Genomic DNA, 21,360 nt, shown 5'->3' with positions numbered 1-21,360 from the left:
CAAGCCATGACTGATCCAACCGATCTGATCCGCGCCCGGGACGTGGGCGGTTTCGACCTCTGGTCGCTGCCCAGTTTCGACCCGCATGTCGAGGAGCCGGAACCCGAGCCGGTGGAAGAACCGCCGGCCGAGATGGAAGAAGTGCCGCTGGAGGAGGTCCAGCCGCTGACCCTTGAGGAACTCGAAAGCATTCGCCAGGAAGCCTACAACGAAGGCTTTGCCGTGGGCGAGCGCGAAGGTTTCCACAGCACCCAGCTCAAGGTCCGCCAGGAAGCCGAAGTCGCCCTCAGTGCCAAGCTCAAGTCCCTGGAAGCGCTGATGGGCAATCTGTTCGCGCCCATCGCCGAGCAGGACCGGCAGATCGAGCAGGGCCTGGTGGGTCTGGTCGAGCATATGGTCCGCGAGGTCATCCAGCGTGAGCTGAAGACCGATTCCAGCCAGATCGAGCATGTCCTGCGCGAAGCCCTCAAGCTGTTGCCGCTGGGTGCCGAGAATGTCCGCTTGCACATCAATCCCCAGGACTTCGACCAGGTCAAGGCCTTGCGCGAGCGCCACGAAGCCACCTGGCGCATCGTCGAGGACGAGGCCCTGCTGGCCGGCGGCTGCCGGGTCGAAACCGAGCACAGTCGGATCGATGCGACCATTGAAACCCGTATCAGCAAGGCCATCGCACAGTTGTTCGATCAGCTCCACGAGCAATCCCTGCACCCGGCGGTGCCGGACATGGCCCTGGAGCTGGAGGAAGCGCTGACGACGGCTCCCGAAGCGGACCTGTCCGATGCGTCTTGAACGCACCAGCTTCGCCAAGCGCTTGAGCGGTTACGCTGAAGCCATCGACCTGCCTGGGCAGCCGATTCTCGAAGGACGCCTGTTGCGCATGGTCGGCCTGACTCTCGAAGCCGAGGGCTTGCGTGCTGCCATGGGCGCGCGCTGCATGGTCATCAACGACGACAGTTATCACCCGGTGCAGGTCGAGGCCGAGGTGATGGGGTTTTCCGGTGGCAAGGTCTTCCTGATGCCGGTGGGCAGCGTGGCCGGCATTGCGCCGGGTGCCAGGGTAGTGCCGCTGGCCGACACCGGGCGCCTGCCCATGGGCATGAGCATGCTCGGGCGGGTGCTGGACGGCGCCGGCCGTGCCCTCGACGGCAAGGGCGGGATGAAGGCCGAGGACTGGGTGCCGATGGACGGTCCGACCATCAACCCGCTCAACCGCGACCCCATCAGCCAGCCGCTGGACGTGGGCATTCGCTGCATCAATGGTTTGTTGACCGTGGGCCGCGGCCAGCGCCTCGGACTCTTCGCCGGTACCGGCGTGGGCAAGAGCGTGCTGCTGGGCATGATGACCCGCTTCACCGAGGCCGACATCATCGTCGTCGGCCTGATCGGCGAACGGGGTCGCGAGGTGAAGGAATTCATCGAGCACATCCTCGGCGAGGAAGGCCTCAAACGCTCGGTGGTGGTGGCTTCGCCGGCAGATGACGCGCCGCTGATGCGTTTGCGCGCGGCCATGTACTGCACGCGGATTGCCGAGTATTTCCGCGACAAGGGCAAGAATGTCCTGTTGCTCATGGATTCCCTGACCCGTTTCGCCCAGGCCCAGCGGGAAATCGCCCTGGCCATCGGCGAACCACCGGCGACCAAGGGCTATCCGCCGTCAGTGTTCGCCAAGCTGCCCAAGCTGGTGGAGCGGGCCGGTAACGCCGAGGCCGGCGGTGGCTCGATCACCGCGTTCTACACCGTGCTGTCCGAAGGCGATGACCAGCAGGACCCGATTGCCGACTCGGCGCGGGGCGTGCTCGACGGCCATATCGTCCTGTCCCGGCGCCTGGCCGAGGAAGGCCATTACCCGGCGATCGATATCGAAGCGTCCATCAGCCGGGTCATGCCGGCGGTGGTCAGCCCTGAACACATGAGCCGCGCCCAGCACTTCAAGCAGCTCTGGTCGCGTTACCAGCAGAGTCGCGACTTGATCAGCGTCGGTGCCTATGTCGCCGGCGGCGATCGCGAGACCGACACGGCGATTGCCCTGCAGCCGGCGATGGTCCAGTACCTGCGCCAGGGTCTGAACGCCAATATCAGCCTGGGCGAAAGCGAAGCGCACCTGGCGTCGGTGTTCGCTCCCGTGGCCGGCGGTTAATCGATTATGGCCCTGAGCCGTGCCGCGCGCCTGGCCCCGGTGGTCGATATGGCCGAAAGTACCGAGCGTACCGCGGTCCAGCGTCTCGGCTATTTCCAGGGGCAGGTGCGGGTCGCGCAAAACAAGCTGGAGGATCTCGAGCGTTTTCGTCTCGAATACCAGGAGCAGTGGATCCAGCGTGGCAGCCTTGGGGTCTCCGGTCAGTGGCTGCTGGGCTACCAGCAGTTCCTCACCCAGTTGGATACCGCGGTCGGCCAGCAGCGCCAGAGCCTGGCCTGGCACCAGAACAATCTCGACAAGGCGCGCGAGGCCTGGCAGCAGGCCTACGCCCGGGTCGAAGGCTTGCGCAAGCTGGTGCAACGTTATGTCGACGAGGCGCGCCATCTGGAAGACAAGCGTGAACAGAAGTTGCTGGATGAGCTGTCCCAGCGTTTGCCCCGGCAGAGTCCGTATTGATCTGCAGGATTTTTGACGCTCACGGTTGCCCTACCCTCGGTGGGGTGCTAAACCTTGTACACGTCGCCACTGACAAGGAAGCAGGATCATGGCTGTAGTCGCAGAAGTATCGCCCGATGGCGCAAAATTGACGATCTCGATCAAGGGGCGTTTCGATTTTGGCCGGCATCAGGAATTTCGTGAGTCTTACGAGGGACTTGCCAAGAAACCGTCGTCCATTGTGGTCGATCTGAAAGAGGCGACCTATCTGGACAGCTCCGCGCTGGGCATGTTGCTCTTGTTGCGCGATCACGCCGGTGGTGATCATTCCGATGTACGGGTGATCAACAGCAACTCGGACGTGCGCAAGATCCTCGCCATCTCCAATTTCGACAAACTCTTCGATATCGGCTGACCTTGCATGCAGTCGGGAGCGGAGTCGCTGACGGTACTGATCGCCGAGGATGGTGCGGCCGATCGTTTATTGCTCTCGAGCATCGTCAGGCGTCAGGGCCACGGAGTGCTGACCGCCAGCAATGGCGCCGAGGCGGTGGCCCTGTTCGAGGCGCAGCGGCCGCAATTGGTGCTGATGGACGCGATGATGCCGGTGATGGACGGTTTCGAAGCGGCGCGGCGGATCAAGTTGCTGGCCGGCGAGTCGCTGGTGCCGATCATCTTCCTCACCTCCATGACCGAAGTCGATGGGCTGGTGCGTTGCCTGGAAGCTGGCGGCGACGACTTTCTGGAAAAACCCTACAACCAGGTGATCCTCGGGGCCAAGATCAAGGCCATGGACCGTCTCCGGCGCCTTCAGGACACCGTTCTGCAACAGCGCGACCTGATTGCCCGGCACCATGACTACCTGCTCAACGAACAGCGGGTGGCCAAGGCGGTGTTCGACAAGGTGGCTCACGCCGGCTGTCTGAACGCGCCAAATATCCGCTATATGCAATCGCCTTATGCGCTGTTCAACGGTGACCTGTTGCTGGCGGCCTATACCCCGGCCGGTGACATGCATGTGCTGCTCGGCGACTTCACCGGCCATGGCCTGCCGGCGGCGGTCGGGGCGATGCCGCTGGCGGAAGTCTTCTACGGCATGACCGCCAAGGGCTATGGCCTGGCGGAAACCCTGCGGGAGATGAATGCCAAGCTCAAGCGCATCCTGCCGGTGGATATGTTCTGCTGCGCGACCTTTCTCTGCCTGAGCTCACAGCGCCAGGTGGTGGAGGTGTGGAATGGCGGCATGCCGGACGGCTACCTGCATCGGGTCGCCACGGGAGAGCGCCAGCCGCTGGTGGCGCGGAACCTGCCGTTGGGGGTGCTGGGGGCCGAGTCGTTCGACCACCGCACCGACGTCTACCCCATGGCCCAGGGCGATCGGGTATTTCTGCTCTCCGACGGGGTGATCGATACCTGCAACAGCGACGAGCAGTTGTTCGGCGTCGAGCGCCTGCAGGAAGTCTTCGCCGCCAATCGGGAGCCGGATCGCCTGTTCGAGGATATCCAGGACGCCTTGCATCGCTTTCGCGGCGAGGCCCGCGATGATGTGAGCATGGTCCAGGTCAGTTTGCCGGCACCGACGCAGCAGTTGCCGAACGCCATGATCTACTCCGACAGCGGCGAGTCCTGCCCGCTGGACTGGTCGGTGAGCTTCGAATTTCGCGCGGCCACCCTCAAACGCTTCAATCCGTTGCCGTACATGCTGCAACTGCTGATGGAGGTGCATGGCCTGCGCACCCAGAGCGGGGCGCTCTACAGCGTTCTCGCCGAGCTCTACTCCAACGCCCTGGAACATGGTGTCCTCGGCCTGGATTCGAGCCTCAAGCGCGATGTGCAGGGATTTGCGCAATACTATGAGCAACGCAATCGGCGACTGCTCGAACTGGAGGAGGGCTTCGTCCGTGTACGCCTGCAGGTGATCCCGCAGGGCGAGGGCGGTCGGTTGAGCATACAGGTCGATGACAGCGGTAAGGGTTTTGACGTGACCCGTGTGATGGAGCGTCCCGTGGGGGCCGAACGGCTGTCGGGGCGTGGTGTGGGGCTGGTGCGCCAGCTCGGCCGCAATGCCTGCTGGTCGGACGGCGGGCGCAGCGCCCACGTGGAGTTTTCGTGGGAGGCTCAGGCATAATTCGCGTGTGTGGAGCAGGGAGCGATCAAGTGAACAACGATATGGAACATCTGGACCGCGATGCACTCAGTGCATTGCAGGACATCATGGAGGATGAGTATCCGCTGTTGCTGGATACCTTTCTCGAAGATTCGAGCAAACGCCTGGGGCAATTGCACCAGGCGAGCAATGCTGTGGATCTCGGCGCGGCGGCCCACAGTTTCAAGGGCAGCAGCAGCAACATGGGCGCGTTGCGCCTGGCCGAACTTTGCCGGCAGCTGGAGCAGTTGGCCGCGCAATCTCCGCGGGTCGGTGTCGAAGAGCTGATCAACCAGATCGACCGTGAATATGAAGTGGTGCGGCGTTTTTACGAAAGCGAGCGCGAGCGCTTTCCGGTCCGGCCCTAGCCCCGTTAAGGGGAGCATCCGAGTCGGTCGGGCAAAGATGGCCCGAACCTTGCTGTTGCTTCCTGCACTGTACTTACGATCCTTGTGCAGCGGAGACCGTATCCATGTCACTCGTCCCTAATTCGCTCCTCCAGGCCAACGCTGCCGTCAAGCCGCAGGCGGACCCTGTTATTCCTGCGCCGAGCGTTGTCGCACCGCCCAAGGACAATGCTTTCAGCTTTGCGCAGGTCTACCAGAACACCCAGAGCAATCCGGTGAAGGTCGCCTTCAATCCGCTCAAGTCGATGGCGGAGAAGGCCCCCGTGGCGCCGGCCAAGCCGGACGCACCGGCCAGCAAGGCCGACAACCCGAATGCCTCCGCGCAGTCATCGGTTGCCGGTAGCGGCAAATCCTTGCCTGCCGACAAAACGACCAAGGTGGATGGCAAGACAGCGTCCGCCGATGACAAGGGCGCCTCTGACAAGACCGCGGCCGACGGCACGACGGCCTCGACCGATACGGCCAAGTCCGACGACAAGACCGCTTCCAGCGACGGTACCGACACCACGGCGACCGATACCCCGGTCGCCGTAGCGACGCCGGACCCGGCCGTTGATCCGGCTCTGCTCCAGGCGGCCGCTACCGCGGCGACCCCGGCTCCTGCGGCTCCCGTCGATCCGGCTGTGGTCCAGGCGCCGTTGGCGGCAGCGGTCACCGCCGCGGCGACCCCGGCTGCCAAGGCAACGCCGACCACGGGGGGGGATTTCGATCCGGCCGCCGACCCGCTGGACAACCTGCCGGCAGTGCGTCTGGCCATGGAGCAGGGGGGGCACGTCTCCAGCGGTAGCCAGGCCTCGACAAAATCCTCCGACAGCGCCAACACCAATGCCACCGACTCGACGCTGGCACAGAACCAGGCCAATAACGTCGTCACCCTGGTGGATCAGAAAACCGATTCGGGCAGCGGCGACCAGGGTGGCGACAAATCCTTCAAGACCCTGATCGATGACGGTCTCAAGGATATCAAGAGCGCCTCCAGCGATACCCGGGTCGACGACTTCGCCAATCGCCTGGCGGCGCTGACCCAGGCGGCCACGCCCAAGACCGCGAATGCACTGCCGGCCAACCAGCCGTTGGCGATGCACCAGAGCGGTTGGAGCGAAGAAGTGGTCAATCGGGTCATGTACCTCTCCAGCGCCAACCTCAAGTCGGCGGAGATCCAGTTGCAGCCCGCCGAGCTGGGGCGCCTGGATATCAAGGTGAACATGTCCGCCGACCAGCCGACGCAGATCAGCTTCATCAGCGCCCACGCCGGGGTGCGCGATGCCCTTGAAGGCAACATGCCGCGCCTGCGGGACATGCTGCAACAGCAAGGTCTGGGTCAGGCCGACGTCACGGTTTCCGACCAGGCCCGTGGCTGGGCCGGCCAGGGCCAGGGCGCGCAGCAGCAACAGCAGCAGGCGCACAGAGGTAGCGGCAGTGGCGGTAGCCTCAGTGGCGACAGCGAGGATGACCTGTCGGTTGCCGCAGTCAGCGAAGCGGCCGCTGCCGCCAGCACCAGTGTGGTGGTCGGCTCCAGCGCGGTCGACTATTACGCCTGATCCCGGGGCTTTCGGTGTGCATCCATTTTTCGGCTGCACACGGTACTGTAGGCGCATGGCTTGCCAGCGAAGCTTTTGGCGGTCTCAAGGGGCTCATCGCGGCGCTGCGGCGTCCCGACAAGCCCTGCTCCTACAGGTTCCGCTGTATTTCGAAGACAGTACTTCCCTCATGCCCGATCTGGCATAACACTTGCTCCAGCCTTGCCGTGCGACTATGAAAAATCGAATAGTGACGGATTATTGGCATGGCGAAGAGCGAAGCAGCGGTAAAAGAACCCGGCAGTAAAAGCAAACTCAAGCTGATCATCGTCATTGTGCTGGGTGTGCTGCTGGCCATCGGCCTGTCGGTGGGTGCGACCTGGTATTTCATGCACAGTGCCCAGAGCAAACCGGCACCGGCAGTGGCCGAAGCCGCCCCCAGCGGCAAGCAGCCGGCGATCTACGAGCCCATGGCCCCGGCCTTTGTCACCAACTTCAAGGACGCCAGCGGCCGCCAGCGCTACATGCAGGTGAGCATCACCTTGCTGGCGCGTAACCAGGCCGACCTGGATGCCCTCAAGGTGCACATGCCGGTGATCCGCAACAACCTGGTGATGCTGTTCTCCGGTCAGACCTACGAAACCCTCGCGACCCCGGTCGGCCAGGAACTGCTGCGCCAGAAAGCCACTGCCAGCGTGCAGGAAGTGGCGCAGAAGGAAGTCGGCAAAGTGGTGGTCGAACAGCTGCTCTTCACTAACTACGTATTGCAGTAGGATCACGACATGGCCGTGCAGGATCTGCTGTCCCAGGATGAGATCGACGCCCTCTTGCATGGCGTCGATGACGGTCTGGTACAGACCGAAACCGCTGCCGAGCCCGGCAGTGTCAAAAGTTACGACCTGACCAGCCAGGATCGCATCGTCCGCGGACGCATGCCGACCCTGGAAATGATCAACGAACGTTTCGCCCGCTACACCCGCATCAGCATGTTCAACATGCTGCGCCGTTCCGCCGACGTGGCGGTCGGCGGCGTCCAGGTGATGAAGTTCGGCGAATACGTGCACTCGCTCTATGTCCCCACCAGCCTCAACCTGGTGAAGATCAAGCCGTTGCGCGGCACCGCCCTGTTCATCCTCGACGCCAAGCTGGTGTTCAAGCTGGTGGACAACTTTTTCGGTGGCGACGGTCGCCACGCCAAGATCGAAGGCCGTGAATTCACCCCCACTGAACTGCGGGTGGTACGCATGGTGCTGGAGCAGGCATTCATCGACCTCAAGGAAGCCTGGCAGGCGATCATGGAAGTCAATTTCGAGTACATCAACTCGGAAGTGAACCCGGCCATGGCCAACATCGTCGGTCCCAGCGAAGCGGTGGTGGTCTCGACCTTCCATATCGAGCTCGACGGTGGCGGCGGCGACCTGCACGTGACCATGCCGTACTCGATGATCGAGCCGGTGCGGGAAATGCTCGACGCCGGTTTCCAATCGGACCTGGACGACCAGGACGAGCGCTGGGTCAAGGCCCTGCGCGAAGACGTGCTCGATGTGGCCGTGCCGCTCAGCGCTACGGTCGCCCGTCGCCAGTTGCGCCTGCGGGACATCCTGCACATGCAGCCGGGTGATGTGATTCCGGTGGAACTGCCGGAAGAGATGGTGATGCGCGCCAATGGCGTGCCGTCGTTCAAGGTCAAGCTCGGTTCCCACAAGGGCAACCTGGCACTGCAAGTGATTGAGGCGATCGGGCGCCGCTAGGGCGTCGATCAGGAATGCGCTGTGTTAACTGAATTTCTGCTTGCCGAGGACAACTGATGGCTAATGATAACGATATGACTTCCGCCGACGACCAGGCCCTGGCCGACGAATGGGCGGCTGCCCTGGAAGAAACCGGCGATGCCGGCCAGTCCGATATCGATGCCTTGCTGGCGGCTGACTCCGGCAATTCGTCGGGCGGCAGCCGCCTGCCCATGGAAGAGTTCGGCAGTGTGCCGAAGAACAACGACCCGGTGACCCTGGACGGTCCGAACCTGGAAGTGATCCTCGATATTCCGGTGTCGATTTCCATGGAAGTCGGCAGCACCGATATCAATATCCGCAACCTGCTGCAATTGAACCAGGGTTCGGTGATCGAACTCGATCGCCTGGCCGGCGAGCCGTTGGACGTGCTGGTCAATGGCACGCTGATCGCCCACGGTGAAGTGGTGGTGGTCAACGAAAAGTTCGGTATCCGTCTGACCGACGTGATCAGCCCGAGCGAACGCATCAAGAAGTTGCGCTGAATGAACAGGCTTCTCGGCATCCTGCTGCTGTCGCCGCTCAGTGCCTGGGCGGCCGAACCGCTGGCCACGGCGACAGCGGCCACGCCGAGTACGCCCGGCAGCATGGCCGGGCAACTGACGCAACTGGTGCTCGGCTTGCTGCTGGTGCTGGGGATCATCTTTGTCCTCGCCTGGCTGCTGCGCCGTATGCAACAGGTCGGGCCGGGGGCGAAGGGGCGGCAGGTCATCGAACTGATCGGCTCGCGTGCCCTCGGGCCGCGTGACCGTCTGGTGCTGGTGCAGGTCGGCAACGAGCAGATCCTGCTCGGGCTGTCGCCGGGCACCATCACCCCGCTGCATGTGCTCAAGGAACCGGTCCAGGTGCCGAGCAGCGAGCAGGCCACGCCTGAATTCGCTCAGCGCCTGATGGAATTGCTGGGTAAGGATAAGAAGTGATGGGTGCTTTGCGGTTTGTCTTGACGTTGGCCTTGCTGCTGGCGGCGCCTCTGGCGCTGGCGGCCGATCCATTGTCGATCCCGGCGATCACCCTCGGCACCGGGGCCAACGGCCAGCAGGAATACTCGGTCAACCTGCAAATCCTGCTGATCATGACGGCGCTGAGTTTTATCCCGGCGTTCCTCATGCTGATGACCAGTTTCACCCGGATCATCATTGTCTTCTCGATCCTGCGCCAGGCCCTGGGCCTGCAGTCGACGCCGTCGAACCAGATCCTCACCGGCATGGCGCTGTTCCTGACCATGTTCATCATGGCGCCGGTCTACGACAAGGTGAACCATGATGCCCTGCAGCCCTACCTGGCCGACAAGATGACGGCCCAGGATGCGGTGCTCAAGGCCGAAGTGCCGATCAAGGAGTTCATGCTGGCGCAGATCCGCACCAGTGACCTGGAGCTGTTCATGCGCCTGTCCAAGCGCACCGACATCGCCACGCCCGACCAGGCGCCGCTGACCATTATCGTGCCGGCCTTCATCACCTCGGAATTGAAGACCGCGTTCCAGATCGGCTTCATGATCTTCATTCCCTTCCTGATCATCGACCTGGTGGTGGCCAGTGTGCTGATGGCCATGGGGATGATGATGCTGTCGCCACTGATTATTTCCCTGCCGTTCAAGATCATGTTGTTCGTGCTGGTGGATGGCTGGGCATTGATCATCGGTACCCTGGCCAGCAGTTTTGGCGGTGTCTAGAGCGAGTGATGTGTAATGACTCCTGAAGTCGCAGTCGACATATTCCGTGATGCCCTCTGGCTGACCACCCTGATGGTCGCCGTGCTGGTGATCCCGAGCCTGGTGGTGGGCTTGATTGTGGCGATATTCCAGGCCGCCACCCAGATCAACGAACAGACCCTGAGCTTCCTGCCGCGCATGTTGGTGATGCTGGTCACCCTGATTGTCGCCGGGCCCTGGCTGGTGCAGAAGTTCATGGAGTACATCCTGTCGCTGTACGGCAGCATTCCGCAGGTCATCGGCTGATATGTCGCTGCTCGCGCTGACCGACACGCAGATCAGCAGCTGGGTCGCGAGCTTCATGCTGCCGGCGTTTCGGGTCGGCGCGGTGATCATGACCATGCCGGTCTTCGGGACCACCCTGTTGCCGCGCCGGATCCGCATGTATTTCATCCTGGCAATCACGGTGGTCATCGCCCCCGGCCTGCCGCCGATGCCCGAGGTGCATCCGCTGGACCTGAGCGGGTTGCTGCTGATCGCCGAGCAGATCATCTTCGGTGCCTTGCTCGGTTTTTCCCTGCAATTGTTTTTCCAGGCCTTCGTGGTGGCCGGACAGATCATCGCGATCCAGATGGGCATGGGCTTCGCGTCCATGGTCGACCCGGTCAACGGTGTCTCGGCGGCGGTGATCGGACAGTTCTTCACCATGCTGGTGACGCTGATGTTCCTGGCCATGAACGGTCATCTGGTGGTCATCGAAGTGCTGACCGAGAGTTTCACCACCTTTCCGGTGGGCAGCGGGCTGTCGACCACGGATTTGTGGGAAATCTCCGGCAAGCTCGGCTGGGTGCTCGGGGCGGCGTTGGTACTGGTGCTGCCGGCGATCACCGCGTTGCTGGTGGTGAACATCGCGTTCGGCATCATGACCCGTGCCGCGCCGCAGCTGAACATCTTCTCCATTGGTTTTCCGCTGATCCTGGTGCTGGGGATGATCATTCTCTGGGTCAGCCTGGGCGATATTCTCAACCAGTATCAACCGCTAGCCGATGAGGCCCTGCAGTTTTTACGTGGACTGGCACGGGTGCGCTGAACCATGGCAGAGAGCGAGAGCGGCCAGGACAAGACAGAAGACCCCACGGACAAAAAGAAAAAAGATGCCCGGGAGAAGGGTGAGGTTGCCCGCTCCAAGGAACTCAATACCTTTGCCGTGATGATGGCCGGTGCCGGCGCGCTGCTGGTGTTCGGCGGCGCCCTGGCCCAGGATCTGGCCGAGTTGATGCGCATGAATTTCACCCTGAGCCGGGAAGTGGTGCTCGACCAGCGCTACATGGGGATTTTTCTCCTGCGCTCCGGGGAAATGGCTATCTGGGCCGTGCAGCCGATCCTGCTGACCGCCCTGGCCGCCGCCCTGATCGGGCCGATCGCCCTTGGCGGGTGGTTGTTCTCGCCTGGTACATTGGCACCGAAGTTCAGTCGGATGAACCCCTTCCCGGGGATCAAGCGGATGTTCTCGGCCAAGTCGGTGATGGAGCTGCTCAAGGCGGTCGGCAAGTTCACCATCATTCTGTTCGTCGGGCTGTCGGTGTTGTCCTCGGATATCGACGACCTGGTACGGATCGCCCATGAACCGCTGGAGTCGGCGGTCATCCACAGCCTGCAACTGGTGGGCTGGAGTACCTTGTGGATGTCCCTGGGGCTGTTGATCATTGCCGCGGTGGATGTCCCGGTGCAGCTCTATACCGCCCACCAGCGCCTGTTGATGACCAAGCAGGAAATACGTGACGAACACAAGGACCAGGAGGGGCGGCCGGAGGTCAAGCAGCGGATTCGCCAGTTGCAGCGCGAAATGTCCCAGCGGCGGATGATGGCGGCGATTCCCGAAGCGGATGTGGTGATCACCAACCCGACCCACTATGCCGTGGCGCTCAAATACGACGCGGAGAAGGGTGGGGCGCCGGTGTTGCTGGCCAAGGGCAGTGACTTCCTGGCCTTGAAGATCCGCGAGATCGCCGTCGAACACGACGTCCTGCTGCTTGAGTCGCCGGCCCTGGCGCGTTCGATCTACTACTCCACCGAGTTGGATCAGGAGATTCCGGCGGGCCTGTACCTGGCGGTGGCACAAGTGCTGGCGTACGTCTTCCAGATCCGCCAGTACCGTGCCGGCAAGGGCAAGCGCCCGGACCCGCTCAAGGGCGACCTGCCGATTCCGCCGGATTTACGCCGCGATTCCTGAACAGGCCCGACAAACACCGAGCCTCCGGGCCGCCTGGCCTATGTTCCGAGGTAGCGGGAGACGACGTTCCTCGGGGTATCACCCGTAACTACGATGCCTTTGTCCGGCTGGACGATCACTGACTCCCATACACCGCGTGAGCCTGGAAAAAATCGTCTGACGTATCCTGATCCATTGCCAAAGGTGGTGTCGAGATTACCATTGGCCAGATAGCGTGCGATAAGGCCGCTCTCCCTTGACAGCAAACCTGCATAACCCACGACAACTATTTCATCGGGTGTACCGCCTATATCAAACCAGCCCATGCCGTCTGTAATGCCAAAGTCGCTCACCAGGGGCGCGCCATTATTAAATGCCGGATCCAGGCGACCATTGGCGGTGAATGCCGCGAGCAATCCCCTGAGCCCGGCTCCCCATATATCGCCGGGATCCATGTCTGACACACCGGCGGCGAATATACGCCCGTCATCATGTAGGGACAGGCTTATGGCGGCTGAAGGGTAACCTACGCCGAATGAAGTCCTGCCGCCGTGCCCGAAGTCGAGGTCTGGAGAACCATCGACATTGAAGCGTGCCAAGTTGGCACCTTCGCTATCCACTCCAGCGATGGTGATTTTTCGATCGGCCGACACAGCAACCGCGTTGATGACGGTATTAGGATTAAGATGACCGGTCTGGTTAAAGCTATGGTCGATCTCTCCGTTTTTTTCTAGCCTCAGCAGAAGCGCGTTTTGTCCGATGATAATTTTTTCATCGGGGTCCACAACGATATTTGACCTGGGGTGGCTCAGCAGCGTTCTGCGGTTTCTCAGGGTGGAAAGGTGGTCCTGGGGGAGGTTGGGTGGCGCGTCGGTGAGACGAGGGAGAATAACGCTGCCCTTATTGCCAAAACTTTCGTCAGGCGCCCCATTTTCCAGGAAGCGTGCCAGTGCAATTCGGGACTCTCCTGCGAATGAACGGTGATGGCCGGCCAAGAGTATTTTGCCATCCTTGAGTATCTGAGCCCCGGTGGCGGTGGCCTCGCTTCCTGTTTTGAATACGCCGAGGAGGCTGCCGGTGCCATCTGGGCCAAAAGACGGATCAAGGCGTCCCAGATTGGTGAGTTGCGCCAGTTGAAAACTCAGTTGGTTGTTTTCCAGATGCGTCCCTACAAAGAGTATTTCTCCGCGGGGGCGCAGACCCGCGATGCTCATGAGCAGAGTGCCCGCCCTGAAGTCAGAGAACGAGCCTAGAAATCCAAATTCACTATCTATGCTTCCAGGAGCAGTTAAGTTTTGAGTGGGTCCTTTCATGAGGATGTCTCTCTTTGTTTGGATGAATCTGCATCCGTTGAGTTTGGAGGGGTAGGGGCAAGCTAACCCCCGCGATGGTGGATATTCGATGTGTGCTTGCCATTCCGTGTTGCATAACGATGATAGGGGCGGGAAAGATTTCTCGTGAACTGTCAGAACTGACAGTTTTTTATGTTGAGTTGTACTAAGAGTGTGGTTTATTGGATTGTTTTTAACTAAAGCGGCAATAGGGCGGGGATGAGGCTATCAGAGTGGTTTTTTTGGCTGCACGTCTTCTGCGTTGCGCACCCTGCGCCAGCTCTTGTCTCGGCGGCACGACCAGTGGCAGTACTTTTTGCATAAAACTGTCAATTCTGACAGTAGACCGCGTTCGTTTGCCTGGCGCCTCATAGGCTCCATGGAGGTTTCATTCTTCTCAGGGATGGCCATCATGGGAGCGAACGATCATGAGCAACGAGCAATATAAGCGGCTGGAAGGGATGGGGTTGCTATTTGTATCGGGCAGGTTGGAGGACAAACCTGAAATCGGTGCGATCGGCTATTCGATCACTTTCAGGTTGTTACTGGATTTTGAACGTTTCAAAGAAGCAGCCAACACCCATATTCCGGGTTACCTCGATGCTCCTATCAACGCCATCCGTCCCGAGTTGGCCGGTCTGGCCTATCACTATTCGTACAATTACTTTTCCGGCAATGCGGGAAGTATTCGTTCATTCGAGCAACTCTGCGGGGTATTCAGCAATCCGAATGACTATATGAGTGATTGGTCCGCCAATGGGCTTTCGAGGCGTTACGGCAAGCCGGTTTTCGAGTTTTTCGACGATGATGTCTTTATCACGGTCCAGCAGGACTTCCGCTGGAGCGACCGCAAGCGCCGGATCGTCATTGCTGATTTGCCCATCATCGAATTTCAGTGGGCACTCAATTTGATGCTGGGGCATGACCTGCTTTCGCGTGCCCCGACGGCGATTGTCGTTCTGGGGTATTTCCATGAAGACCAGGTCAAGGTCGAGGATGCCCGGTTGAATCGCGGGATCCTGTACGTGAAAGGGAGTGATCTGCAGTTTGGCAAGTTGACCGCGAACGACATCCGGGTCGCCCAGTAGAACCCCTGGTTCGAGGCGGCTCGTTACCTTGGACTGCAAAAGTTGGAAGGCTTCTTGCAGTGGCAGGCCTATGACGCTCCCGGCGTCAAAAGTTTGCTTCAAGGTGACGAGGAATACCGGTGGATCGCTCTCAACTTCTCAACTCGGCGCGCAGCAACCTGAGCAGCCTCGGCCGCGGCAACCTCGGTGTGCCGGTGCTGCTGTTGATCATGCTGGCGATGATGATGTTGCCGGTGCCGGCGTTTCTGCTGGACGTGTTCTTCACCTTCAACATTGCCCTGTCGATTGTCGTCCTGCTGGTCTGCGTCTACGCCCTGCGACCGCTGGATTTCGCGGTATTCCCGACCATCCTGCTGATCGCCACGCTGCTGCGCCTGGCGCTGAACGTGGCGTCGACCCGGGTGGTCATGCTCCACGGCCAGGAAGGTCATGCCTCCGCCGGTAAGGTGATCCAGGCCTTCGGCGAGGTGGTGATCGGCGGCAACTACGTGGTCGGTATCGTGGTCTTCGCGATCTTGATGATCATCAACTTCGTCGTGGTCACCAAGGGCGCCGGACGGATTTCCGAGGTGAGCGCGCGCTTCACCCTCGATGCGATGCCCGGCAAGCAGATGGCGATCGACGCCGACCTCAACGCCGGCCTGATCGATCAGCCACAGGCCAAGCTGCGCCGCCTGGAAGTCGCCCAGGAAGCCGAGTTCTACGGTTCCATGGACGGTGCCAGCAAGTTCGTCCGCGGTGACGCCGTCGCCGGCCTGCTGATTCTGTTCATCAACCTGATCGGCGGCATGGCGGTCGGGATCTTCCAGCACCATATGAGTTTTGCCGACGCCGGCAAGGTCTACGCCCTGCTGACCATCGGTGACGGTTTGGTGGCGCAATTGCCATCACTGTTGTTATCCACAGCGGCGGCGATCATGGTGACCCGGGCTTCCGGCTCGGAAGACATGGGCAAGCAGATCAGCCGGCAGATGTTCGCCTCCCCCAAGGCCCTCGGTGTCGCCGCCGGCCTGATGGCGGTGATGGGCCTGGTGCCGGGCATGCCGCACTTTTCCTTTATCAGCCTGGCGGCCGTCGCCGGTGGCATCGCCTATCTGGTCTGGAAAAAACAGAACGTCGCCAAGGTCCAGGCCCTGGCCGAAGTCCAGCGCCAGCAGGAGCTGCTGCCGTCGCCGGCGCGAACCCAGGAAACCAAGGAGCTGGGTTGGGATGACGTGAGCCCCATCGACATGATCGGCCTGGAAGTCGGTTATCGCCTTATTCCGCTGGTGGACCGTAACCAGGGCGGGCAGTTGCTGGCGCGGATCAAGGGGGTGCGCAAGAAGCTCTCCCAGGACCTGGGCTTCCTGATGCCCACGGTGCATATTCGTGACAACCTCGACCTGGCACCCAGCGCCTACCGCCTGACCCTGATGGGCGTGACCCTGGCCGAAGCCGAGATCTACCCGGATCGCGAACTGGCGATCAACCCGGGGCAGGTCTACGGTCCCCTCAACGGGATCACCGCCAAAGACCCGGCCTTCGGCCTGGAGGCGGTCTGGATCGAGGTCAGCCAGCGGTCCCAGGCGCAGTCCCTGGGGTATACCGTGGTCGACGCCAGTACCGTGGTGGCGACGCACCTCAACCAGATTCTCTACAAGCACTCCAGCGAACTGATCGGCCACGAGGAAGTCCAGCAACTCATGCAGTTGCTGGCCAAGGGCTCGCCGAAACTGGCCGAAGAGCTGGTGCCGGGGATCATTTCCCTGTCGCATCTGCTCAAGGTGCTGCAAGCCCTGCTCGCCGAACACGTGCCGGTCCGGGATATCCGCAGCATTGCCGAAGCGATCGCCAACAATGCCAGCAAGAGTCAAGATACTGCCGCTATGGTTGCCGCGGTTCGCGTCGGATTGTCCCGCGCAATCGTCCAAAGCATTGTGGGGCTTGAGTCCGAGCTGCCTGTGATCACCTTGGAACCAAGGTTGGAACAGATATTGCTCAATAGTCTGCAGAAGGCCGGACAAGGCTCGGAAGAAGGCGTTCTTCTGGAGCCGAGCATGGCTGAGAAACTCCAGCGTTCGTTGATCGACGCCGCCCAGCGCCAGGAAATGCAAGGGCAGCCGGTGATCCTGCTGGTAGCTGGACCGGTTCGCGCGATGCTTTCGCGGTTTGGACGACTGGCGGTGCCAAGTCTGCATGTCTTGGCCTACCAGGAAATTCCGGACAACAAGCAAGTGACCATCGTTGCGACAGTAGGGCCCAACGGCTGAGGTAGTGGGTTATGCAAGTTAAGCGTTTTTTCGCCGCCGATATGCGTCAGGCCATGAAGCTCGTTCGTGATGAGCTGGGCTCCGACGCGGCCATTATCGGCAACCGCCGGATTGCGGGCGGTGTCGAGCTGACGGCTGCCCTGGACTACAAGCTCTCGGCGCTGTCGCCGCGGGTGCCGAACATGGAACTCGAAGACGAGCTGCGCAAGACTCAGTCGCGTATCGTTACCGCCCAGGCCGAGCTGAGCCTGCGCAGCGACGGCGATACCGACGCCACGACCAATCGCCAACTGTTCGCCGGCCTGCCGCTGACCGCCGCCGAGCCGCTGATCGAACCGACTTTCGAAGAGCCGCGGCGCCCGGCGCCAGCGCCTGTCGCACACGCCCCGGCGGTGGACCAGCGAGTGTTCGACTCGATGCGTTCGGAGCTCAACGGCCTGCGCGAGCTGCTGGAAGTCCAGCTCGGCTCCCTGGCCTGGAACCAGTTGCAAGGTCGTCAGCCGCAGCAGGCCAACCTCTGGCGTCGCCTGCAGCGTATCGGCCTGTCCGGGCCGCTGTCGCGGGACCTGCTGGAGCTGGTGAACGGGATCGAGGAGCCGCGCCAGGCCTGGCGCATGCTGCTGGCGCACCTGGCGCGGATGATCGTCACGCCCGAGATCGAGCCACTGGAAGAAGGCGGTGTGATCGCCATGGTCGGCCCGGCCGGCATGGGCAAGACCACCACCCTGGCCAAGCTGGCGGCGCGTTATGTGCTCAAGTACGGCGCGCAGAACATCGCGCTGGTGAGCATGGACAGCTTCCGTATCGGTGCCCAGGAGCAACTCAAGACCCTGGGGCGGATCCTCAACGTCTCGGTGACCCATGTCGACCCGGGCCAGTCCCTGGCCCAGGCCCTCGACCCGCTGCTGCGCAAGCGCGTGGTGCTGATCGACACCGCCGGCCTGCAGGCCAGCGATCCGGCGTTGCGCATGCAACTGGAAAGCCTGGCCGGACGCGGGATCAAGGCGAAGAATTATCTGGTCCTGGCCACCACCAGCCAGAAACAGGTGCTGACCGCCGCCTACCACAGCTACAAGCGCTGCGGGCTGGCCGGTTGCATCCTGACTAAACTTGATGAAACGGCGAGCCTCGGCGAAGTGCTGAGCCTGGCCATCAGTCACGAATTACCAGTGGCCTACCTGACCGACGGGCCACGCATTCCGGATGATCTACACCTGCCGCGCCGGCATCAATTGGTGTCCAGGGCGGTCAGTGTGCAAATGCAGGAAGAACCCAGCGAGGAAGCCATGGCCGATATGTTCGCTGATATCTACCACAGCCCGTCAAAACGGGTGGGTTGAGATGAGTATTCAGACGTTGCAAATTACCTACATCGATGGTCTGCCACGCATTGTTCCGACAAGTGAACGCGCAGCCAGTTATGTGGCCTTCCGTCTAAGCAAGACAAGGTAAGAAGAGAACATGGGCAGCATGCATCCCGTACAGGTGATCGCGGTGACCGGCGGCAAAGGTGGCGTCGGGAAGACCAACGTGTCAGTGAATTTATCCCTGGCCCTGGCTGAGCTTGGCCGGCGCGTCATGCTGCTGGATGCGGATCTGGGGCTGGCGAATGTCGACGTCCTGCTGGGCCTGACACCCAAACGTACCCTGGCCGACGTGGTCGAAGGCCGCTGTGAGCTGCGCGATGTGCTGTTGCAAGGCCCGGGCGGGATTCGTATCGTGCCGGCGGCCTCGGGGACCCAGAGCATGGTGCACCTGAGCCCGGCGCAGCATGCCGGCCTGATCCAGGCATTCAGCGATATCGGCGACAACCTCGACGTGCTGGTGATCGACACCGCCGCGGGCATTGGTGAGTCGGTGGTCAGCTTCGTCCGCGCGGCCCAGGAAGTGCTGCTGGTGGTCTGCGACGAGCCGACGTCGATCACCGATGCCTACGCCTTGATCAAGTTGCTCAACCGCGACTACGGCATGAACCGCTTCCGCGTGCTGGCCAACATGGCCCAGAGCCCGCAGGAAGGCCGCAACCTGTTCGCCAAGTTGACCAAGGTCACGGATCGTTTCCTGGACGTGGCCTTACAATACGTCGGCGCCGTTCCCTATGACGAGTGTGTGCGCAAGGCCGTGCAAAAGCAGCGTGCGGTCTACGAGGCATTCCCTCGTTCGAAATGTGCCTTGGCGTTCAAGGCTATCGCTCAGAAGGTCGACACCTGGCCGCTTCCCGCCAATCCACGGGGGCACCTGGAGTTTTTCGTCGAGCGTCTGGTGCATCAAACGAGTGCGGGACCGGTGCTATGACTGCCAGTGGCTATCGCATGTATTCCAAGTCGTCGCGTGACAGCCAATATGAATTGATTGAACGTTACGCACCGTTGGTCAAACGTATCGCCTACCACCTGCTGGCGCGGTTGCCGGCCAGTGTCCAGGTCGAGGATCTGATCCAGGCCGGGATGATCGGGCTGCTGGAAGTCTCGACCAAGTACGACGCGAGCAAGGGGGCCAGTTTCGAGACCTATGCCGGCATTCGTATCCGCGGCGCGATGCTCGATGAAGTGCGCAAGGGCGACTGGGCACCACGTTCGGTACACCGCAATACCCGTATGGTCAGTGACGCAATTCGCGCAATTGAAGCAAAAACCGGCCGTGACGCTAAAGATCACGAGGTTGCAGCCGAACTCCAATTGAGTCTCGACGATTATTACGGGATTTTGAACGATACCTTGGGCAGCCGCCTGTTCAGTTTCGACGACCTGTTGCAGGACGGCGACCATGAAGGGCTGCACGAGGACGGCGCAAGTGCTCATCTCGAGCCGTCGCGCGACCTGGAGGATGAACGCTTCCAGGCAGCGCTGGCGGATGCGATTGCCAATTTGCCGGAGCGTGAGCGACTGGTCTTGGCGCTGTACTACGACGAGGAGCTGAACCTCAAGGAAATTGGTGAGGTGCTGGGGGTCAGCGAGTCGCGAGTCAGCCAGTTACACAGCCAGTGCGCGGCCCGTTTGCGGGGGCGTTTGGGGGAGTGGCGAGCGCGCTGAGGGCAGTGTGGGAACACTGCGAACGAGACCGGCAGGGCGTTTGACGCCTTGCGGGTGACTCGGCCGGATGGCGTTTCCATGCAGTCGTTGAGTGCTGTGCCGAATTGATTGAACAGCGCGTCCAGGTGCTGTACGCGTTTAAGACTGCTTGGAGGTCGAATTGGACAAGAACATGAAAATCCTCATCGTTGATGATTTTTCAACGATGCGGCGGATCATCAAGAACCTGTTGCGTGACCTCGGGTTCACCAACACGGTTGAGGCGGACGACGGTACTACCGCGATTCCCGTCCTCAACAGCGGTAGCATCGACTTTCTGGTCACCGACTGGAACATGCCCGGCATGACCGGTATCGATCTGCTGCGCCACGTGCGCGCCGATGAAAAGCTCAAGCACCTGCCGGTGCTGATGGTGACCGCTGAAGCCAAGCGCGAGCAGATCATCGAAGCTGCCCAGGCCGGTGTAAACGGCTATGTGGTCAAACCATTCACGGCCCAGGCGTTGAAAGAGAAGATCGAGAAGATCTTCGAACGCATCGGTTGATGAAGTCCACCACGGGGGCGCTATGGAGCACAACGAATCTTCACTGGGTGATTTTGAACTAACCCTGAAAAAACATGCCCGCGAGCTGGTCGACAGCCTTGAAAAAGGCCGGTTTGGCGACGCGGTGCAAATGATCCATGAGCTGAATCAGACCCGTGACCGTGGCCTGTACCTGGAAGTCGGCAAGCTCACCCGCGAATTGCACAGCGCCATTGTCAACTTCCAGATCGACCCGCATATGCCGCAGGCCGAGGAAGTGTCGCAGATCACCGACGCCACCGAGCGCCTGTCCTATGTGGTCAGGCTGACCGAAGCGGCGGCCAATCGCACCATGGACCTGGTGGAGAGTGCGACCCCGAGGATCACTGGCCTGAACGTCGAGGCCAAGGCCCTGGGCGCCGACTGGGGCCGTTTCATGCGGCGCGAAGTCGGTGCCCAGGAGTTTCGCGAGCTGGCGCGGCGGGTCGAGACGTTCCTGTCCCGCAGCGAGCAGGAAACCCGCGCTGTTTCGAGCGAACTGAACGATATTCTGCTGGCCCAGGATTACCAGGACCTTACCGGCCAGGTGATCAAGCGCGTGACCCAGATGGTCACCGAAGTGGAAAGCAATCTGCTCAAATTGGTGCTGATGGCCAGTCAGGTCGACCGCTTTGCCGGTATCGAACATGACCGCGATGCGCTTCTTGCCGAAAAAGACCCACAAAAACAGATGGCCCAGGGTGAAGGTCCGCAGATTCATGCCGATAAACGTGAAGACGTTATGTCCGGTCAGGACGATGTCGACGATTTGCTTTCCAGTCTTGGATTCTAGGAGCACC

Annotated in this window: 23 protein-coding genes; 22 read left to right on the top strand and 1 reads right to left on the bottom strand. The window is 61.3% G+C overall.

What is annotated here, in order from left to right; all coding sequences use genetic code 11:
* Window positions 1-6 precede the first annotated feature (6 nt).
* The 15 genes from fliH to flhB all read left to right on the top strand — a co-directional run bounded on the left by fliH (window position 7) and on the right by flhB (window position 12,319).
* Window positions 7-789 carry a flagellar assembly protein FliH gene (gene fliH / locus M5C56_RS03005; protein ID WP_103495959.1) on the top strand — a complete coding sequence of 261 codons (783 nt, stop codon included), beginning with the start codon at window positions 7-9 and terminating at the stop codon, window positions 787-789.
* The gene (fliI, locus tag M5C56_RS03000; RefSeq protein WP_103495958.1) at window positions 779-2,137 is read left to right on the top strand and encodes a flagellar protein export ATPase FliI; all 1,359 of its coding nucleotides are present in this window, start codon (window positions 779-781) and stop codon (window positions 2,135-2,137) included. The genes fliH and fliI overlap by 11 nt, the downstream gene beginning before the upstream one ends.
* Window positions 2,138-2,143: 6 nt before the next feature.
* On the top strand, window positions 2,144-2,593 hold the full coding sequence (gene fliJ, locus M5C56_RS02995; protein WP_103495957.1) for a flagellar export protein FliJ: 450 nt from the start codon (window positions 2,144-2,146) through the stop codon (window positions 2,591-2,593).
* An 88-nt stretch (window positions 2,594-2,681) separates the two neighbouring features.
* Window positions 2,682-2,987, top strand: coding sequence for an STAS domain-containing protein (locus M5C56_RS02990; protein WP_040069840.1), 306 nt, complete (start codon window positions 2,682-2,684; stop codon window positions 2,985-2,987).
* Between the two features lie 6 nt (window positions 2,988-2,993).
* Window positions 2,994-4,700, top strand: a complete 1,707-nt coding sequence (locus M5C56_RS02985; protein ID WP_103495956.1) for a SpoIIE family protein phosphatase — start codon at window positions 2,994-2,996, stop codon at window positions 4,698-4,700.
* Between the two features lie 41 nt (window positions 4,701-4,741).
* Window positions 4,742-5,086: an Hpt domain-containing protein gene (locus M5C56_RS02980; RefSeq protein WP_152738612.1), complete on the top strand. Its 345-nt coding sequence runs from the start codon at window positions 4,742-4,744 to the stop codon at window positions 5,084-5,086.
* 104 nt (window positions 5,087-5,190) lie between these two features.
* The gene (locus M5C56_RS02975) at window positions 5,191-6,666 is read left to right on the top strand and encodes a flagellar hook-length control protein FliK (RefSeq protein WP_103495954.1); all 1,476 of its coding nucleotides are present in this window, start codon (window positions 5,191-5,193) and stop codon (window positions 6,664-6,666) included.
* 245 nt (window positions 6,667-6,911) lie between these two features.
* Entirely contained in the window at window positions 6,912-7,418 is a 507-nt protein-coding gene (gene fliL / locus M5C56_RS02970) for a flagellar basal body-associated protein FliL (RefSeq protein ID WP_103495953.1), read from the top strand.
* Between the two features lie 9 nt (window positions 7,419-7,427).
* Entirely contained in the window at window positions 7,428-8,396 is a 969-nt protein-coding gene (gene fliM, locus M5C56_RS02965; RefSeq protein WP_103495952.1) for a flagellar motor switch protein FliM, read from the top strand.
* 56 nt (window positions 8,397-8,452) lie between these two features.
* Complete coding sequence (fliN, locus tag M5C56_RS02960) at window positions 8,453-8,920, top strand: flagellar motor switch protein FliN (RefSeq protein WP_103495951.1); 468 nt, start codon at window positions 8,453-8,455, stop codon at window positions 8,918-8,920.
* Entirely contained in the window at window positions 8,921-9,355 is a 435-nt protein-coding gene (gene fliO, locus M5C56_RS02955; protein WP_103495950.1) for a flagellar biosynthetic protein FliO, read from the top strand. It begins immediately after the preceding gene.
* On the top strand, window positions 9,355-10,107 hold the full coding sequence (gene fliP, locus M5C56_RS02950; protein ID WP_103495949.1) for a flagellar type III secretion system pore protein FliP: 753 nt from the start codon (window positions 9,355-9,357) through the stop codon (window positions 10,105-10,107). Before fliO ends, fliP begins: the two co-directional genes overlap by 1 nt.
* A 15-nt stretch (window positions 10,108-10,122) precedes the next feature.
* The gene (gene fliQ, locus M5C56_RS02945) at window positions 10,123-10,392 is read left to right on the top strand and encodes a flagellar biosynthesis protein FliQ (protein ID WP_100939027.1); all 270 of its coding nucleotides are present in this window, start codon (window positions 10,123-10,125) and stop codon (window positions 10,390-10,392) included.
* A 1-nt stretch (window position 10,393) separates the two neighbouring features.
* Entirely contained in the window at window positions 10,394-11,176 is a 783-nt protein-coding gene (gene fliR, locus M5C56_RS02940; RefSeq protein ID WP_103495948.1) for a flagellar biosynthetic protein FliR, read from the top strand.
* Window positions 11,177-11,179: 3 nt separating this feature from the next.
* A complete protein-coding gene (gene flhB / locus M5C56_RS02935; protein ID WP_103495947.1) occupies window positions 11,180-12,319 on the top strand; it encodes a flagellar biosynthesis protein FlhB in 1,140 nt (379 codons plus the stop codon).
* 38 nt (window positions 12,320-12,357) lie between these two features.
* Here the strand turns inward: flhB and M5C56_RS02930 are convergent, their stop codons facing one another.
* Window positions 12,358-13,611: a hypothetical protein gene (locus M5C56_RS02930; RefSeq protein WP_103495946.1), complete on the bottom strand. Its 1,254-nt coding sequence runs from the start codon at window positions 13,609-13,611 to the stop codon at window positions 12,358-12,360.
* 446 nt (window positions 13,612-14,057) lie between these two features.
* On the opposite strand from M5C56_RS02930, the gene M5C56_RS02925 reads away from it, so the two are divergent.
* From M5C56_RS02925 to M5C56_RS02895, 7 genes are all read left to right on the top strand, one after another.
* Entirely contained in the window at window positions 14,058-14,717 is a 660-nt protein-coding gene (locus M5C56_RS02925; protein WP_103495945.1) for a hypothetical protein, read from the top strand.
* A 119-nt stretch (window positions 14,718-14,836) separates the two neighbouring features.
* Complete coding sequence (flhA, locus tag M5C56_RS02920) at window positions 14,837-16,966, top strand: flagellar biosynthesis protein FlhA (RefSeq protein WP_177100135.1); 2,130 nt, start codon at window positions 14,837-14,839, stop codon at window positions 16,964-16,966.
* A gap of 11 nt (window positions 16,967-16,977) precedes the next feature.
* On the top strand, window positions 16,978-18,306 hold the full coding sequence (gene flhF, locus M5C56_RS02915) for a flagellar biosynthesis protein FlhF (protein ID WP_103495943.1): 1,329 nt from the start codon (window positions 16,978-16,980) through the stop codon (window positions 18,304-18,306).
* A gap of 121 nt (window positions 18,307-18,427) precedes the next feature.
* Complete coding sequence (gene fleN, locus M5C56_RS02910; protein WP_040069867.1) at window positions 18,428-19,261, top strand: flagellar synthesis regulator FleN; 834 nt, start codon at window positions 18,428-18,430, stop codon at window positions 19,259-19,261.
* On the top strand, window positions 19,258-19,998 hold the full coding sequence (gene fliA / locus M5C56_RS02905; RefSeq protein ID WP_103495942.1) for an RNA polymerase sigma factor FliA: 741 nt from the start codon (window positions 19,258-19,260) through the stop codon (window positions 19,996-19,998). The genes fleN and fliA overlap by 4 nt, the downstream gene beginning before the upstream one ends.
* 172 nt (window positions 19,999-20,170) lie before the next feature.
* Window positions 20,171-20,542 (top strand): chemotaxis response regulator CheY, encoded by a 372-nt coding sequence (locus M5C56_RS02900; protein ID WP_003183998.1) that lies wholly within the window; start codon window positions 20,171-20,173, stop codon window positions 20,540-20,542.
* A gap of 22 nt (window positions 20,543-20,564) precedes the next feature.
* Window positions 20,565-21,353, top strand: a complete 789-nt coding sequence (locus tag M5C56_RS02895) for a protein phosphatase CheZ (protein ID WP_103495941.1) — start codon at window positions 20,565-20,567, stop codon at window positions 21,351-21,353.
* Window positions 21,354-21,360 lie beyond the last annotated feature (7 nt).

The organism is Pseudomonas sp. MWU13-2862 (assembly GCF_023242495.1).
Classification (GTDB): Bacteria; Pseudomonadota; Gammaproteobacteria; order Pseudomonadales; family Pseudomonadaceae; genus Aquipseudomonas; species Aquipseudomonas gingeri_D.
This window is presented reverse-complemented; position numbering and strand designations above follow the sequence as displayed.

Excerpts from the sequence above, each read along its gene's own strand:
- fliH (WP_103495959.1), top strand. The coding sequence starts at position 7 with ATGACTGATCCAACCGATCTGATCCGCGCCCGGGACGTGGGCGGTTTC.
- fliI (WP_103495958.1), top strand. The coding sequence starts at position 779 with ATGCGTCTTGAACGCACCAGCTTCGCCAAGCGCTTGAGCGGTTACGCT.
- fliJ (WP_103495957.1), top strand. The coding sequence starts at position 2,144 with ATGGCCCTGAGCCGTGCCGCGCGCCTGGCCCCGGTGGTCGATATGGCC.
- M5C56_RS02990 (WP_040069840.1), top strand. The coding sequence starts at position 2,682 with ATGGCTGTAGTCGCAGAAGTATCGCCCGATGGCGCAAAATTGACGATC.
- M5C56_RS02985 (WP_103495956.1), top strand. The coding sequence starts at position 2,994 with ATGCAGTCGGGAGCGGAGTCGCTGACGGTACTGATCGCCGAGGATGGT.
- M5C56_RS02980 (WP_152738612.1), top strand. The coding sequence starts at position 4,742 with ATGGAACATCTGGACCGCGATGCACTCAGTGCATTGCAGGACATCATG.
- M5C56_RS02975 (WP_103495954.1), top strand. The coding sequence starts at position 5,191 with ATGTCACTCGTCCCTAATTCGCTCCTCCAGGCCAACGCTGCCGTCAAG.
- fliL (WP_103495953.1), top strand. The coding sequence starts at position 6,912 with ATGGCGAAGAGCGAAGCAGCGGTAAAAGAACCCGGCAGTAAAAGCAAA.
- fliM (WP_103495952.1), top strand. The coding sequence starts at position 7,428 with ATGGCCGTGCAGGATCTGCTGTCCCAGGATGAGATCGACGCCCTCTTG.
- fliN (WP_103495951.1), top strand. The coding sequence starts at position 8,453 with ATGGCTAATGATAACGATATGACTTCCGCCGACGACCAGGCCCTGGCC.
- fliO (WP_103495950.1), top strand. The coding sequence starts at position 8,921 with ATGAACAGGCTTCTCGGCATCCTGCTGCTGTCGCCGCTCAGTGCCTGG.
- fliP (WP_103495949.1), top strand. The coding sequence starts at position 9,355 with ATGGGTGCTTTGCGGTTTGTCTTGACGTTGGCCTTGCTGCTGGCGGCG.
- fliQ (WP_100939027.1), top strand. The coding sequence starts at position 10,123 with ATGACTCCTGAAGTCGCAGTCGACATATTCCGTGATGCCCTCTGGCTG.
- fliR (WP_103495948.1), top strand. The coding sequence starts at position 10,394 with ATGTCGCTGCTCGCGCTGACCGACACGCAGATCAGCAGCTGGGTCGCG.
- flhB (WP_103495947.1), top strand. The coding sequence starts at position 11,180 with ATGGCAGAGAGCGAGAGCGGCCAGGACAAGACAGAAGACCCCACGGAC.
- M5C56_RS02930 (WP_103495946.1), bottom strand. The coding sequence starts at position 13,611 with ATGAAAGGACCCACTCAAAACTTAACTGCTCCTGGAAGCATAGATAGT.
- M5C56_RS02925 (WP_103495945.1), top strand. The coding sequence starts at position 14,058 with ATGAGCAACGAGCAATATAAGCGGCTGGAAGGGATGGGGTTGCTATTT.
- flhF (WP_103495943.1), top strand. The coding sequence starts at position 16,978 with ATGCAAGTTAAGCGTTTTTTCGCCGCCGATATGCGTCAGGCCATGAAG.
- fleN (WP_040069867.1), top strand. The coding sequence starts at position 18,428 with ATGGGCAGCATGCATCCCGTACAGGTGATCGCGGTGACCGGCGGCAAA.
- fliA (WP_103495942.1), top strand. The coding sequence starts at position 19,258 with ATGACTGCCAGTGGCTATCGCATGTATTCCAAGTCGTCGCGTGACAGC.
- M5C56_RS02900 (WP_003183998.1), top strand. The coding sequence starts at position 20,171 with ATGAAAATCCTCATCGTTGATGATTTTTCAACGATGCGGCGGATCATC.
- M5C56_RS02895 (WP_103495941.1), top strand. The coding sequence starts at position 20,565 with ATGGAGCACAACGAATCTTCACTGGGTGATTTTGAACTAACCCTGAAA.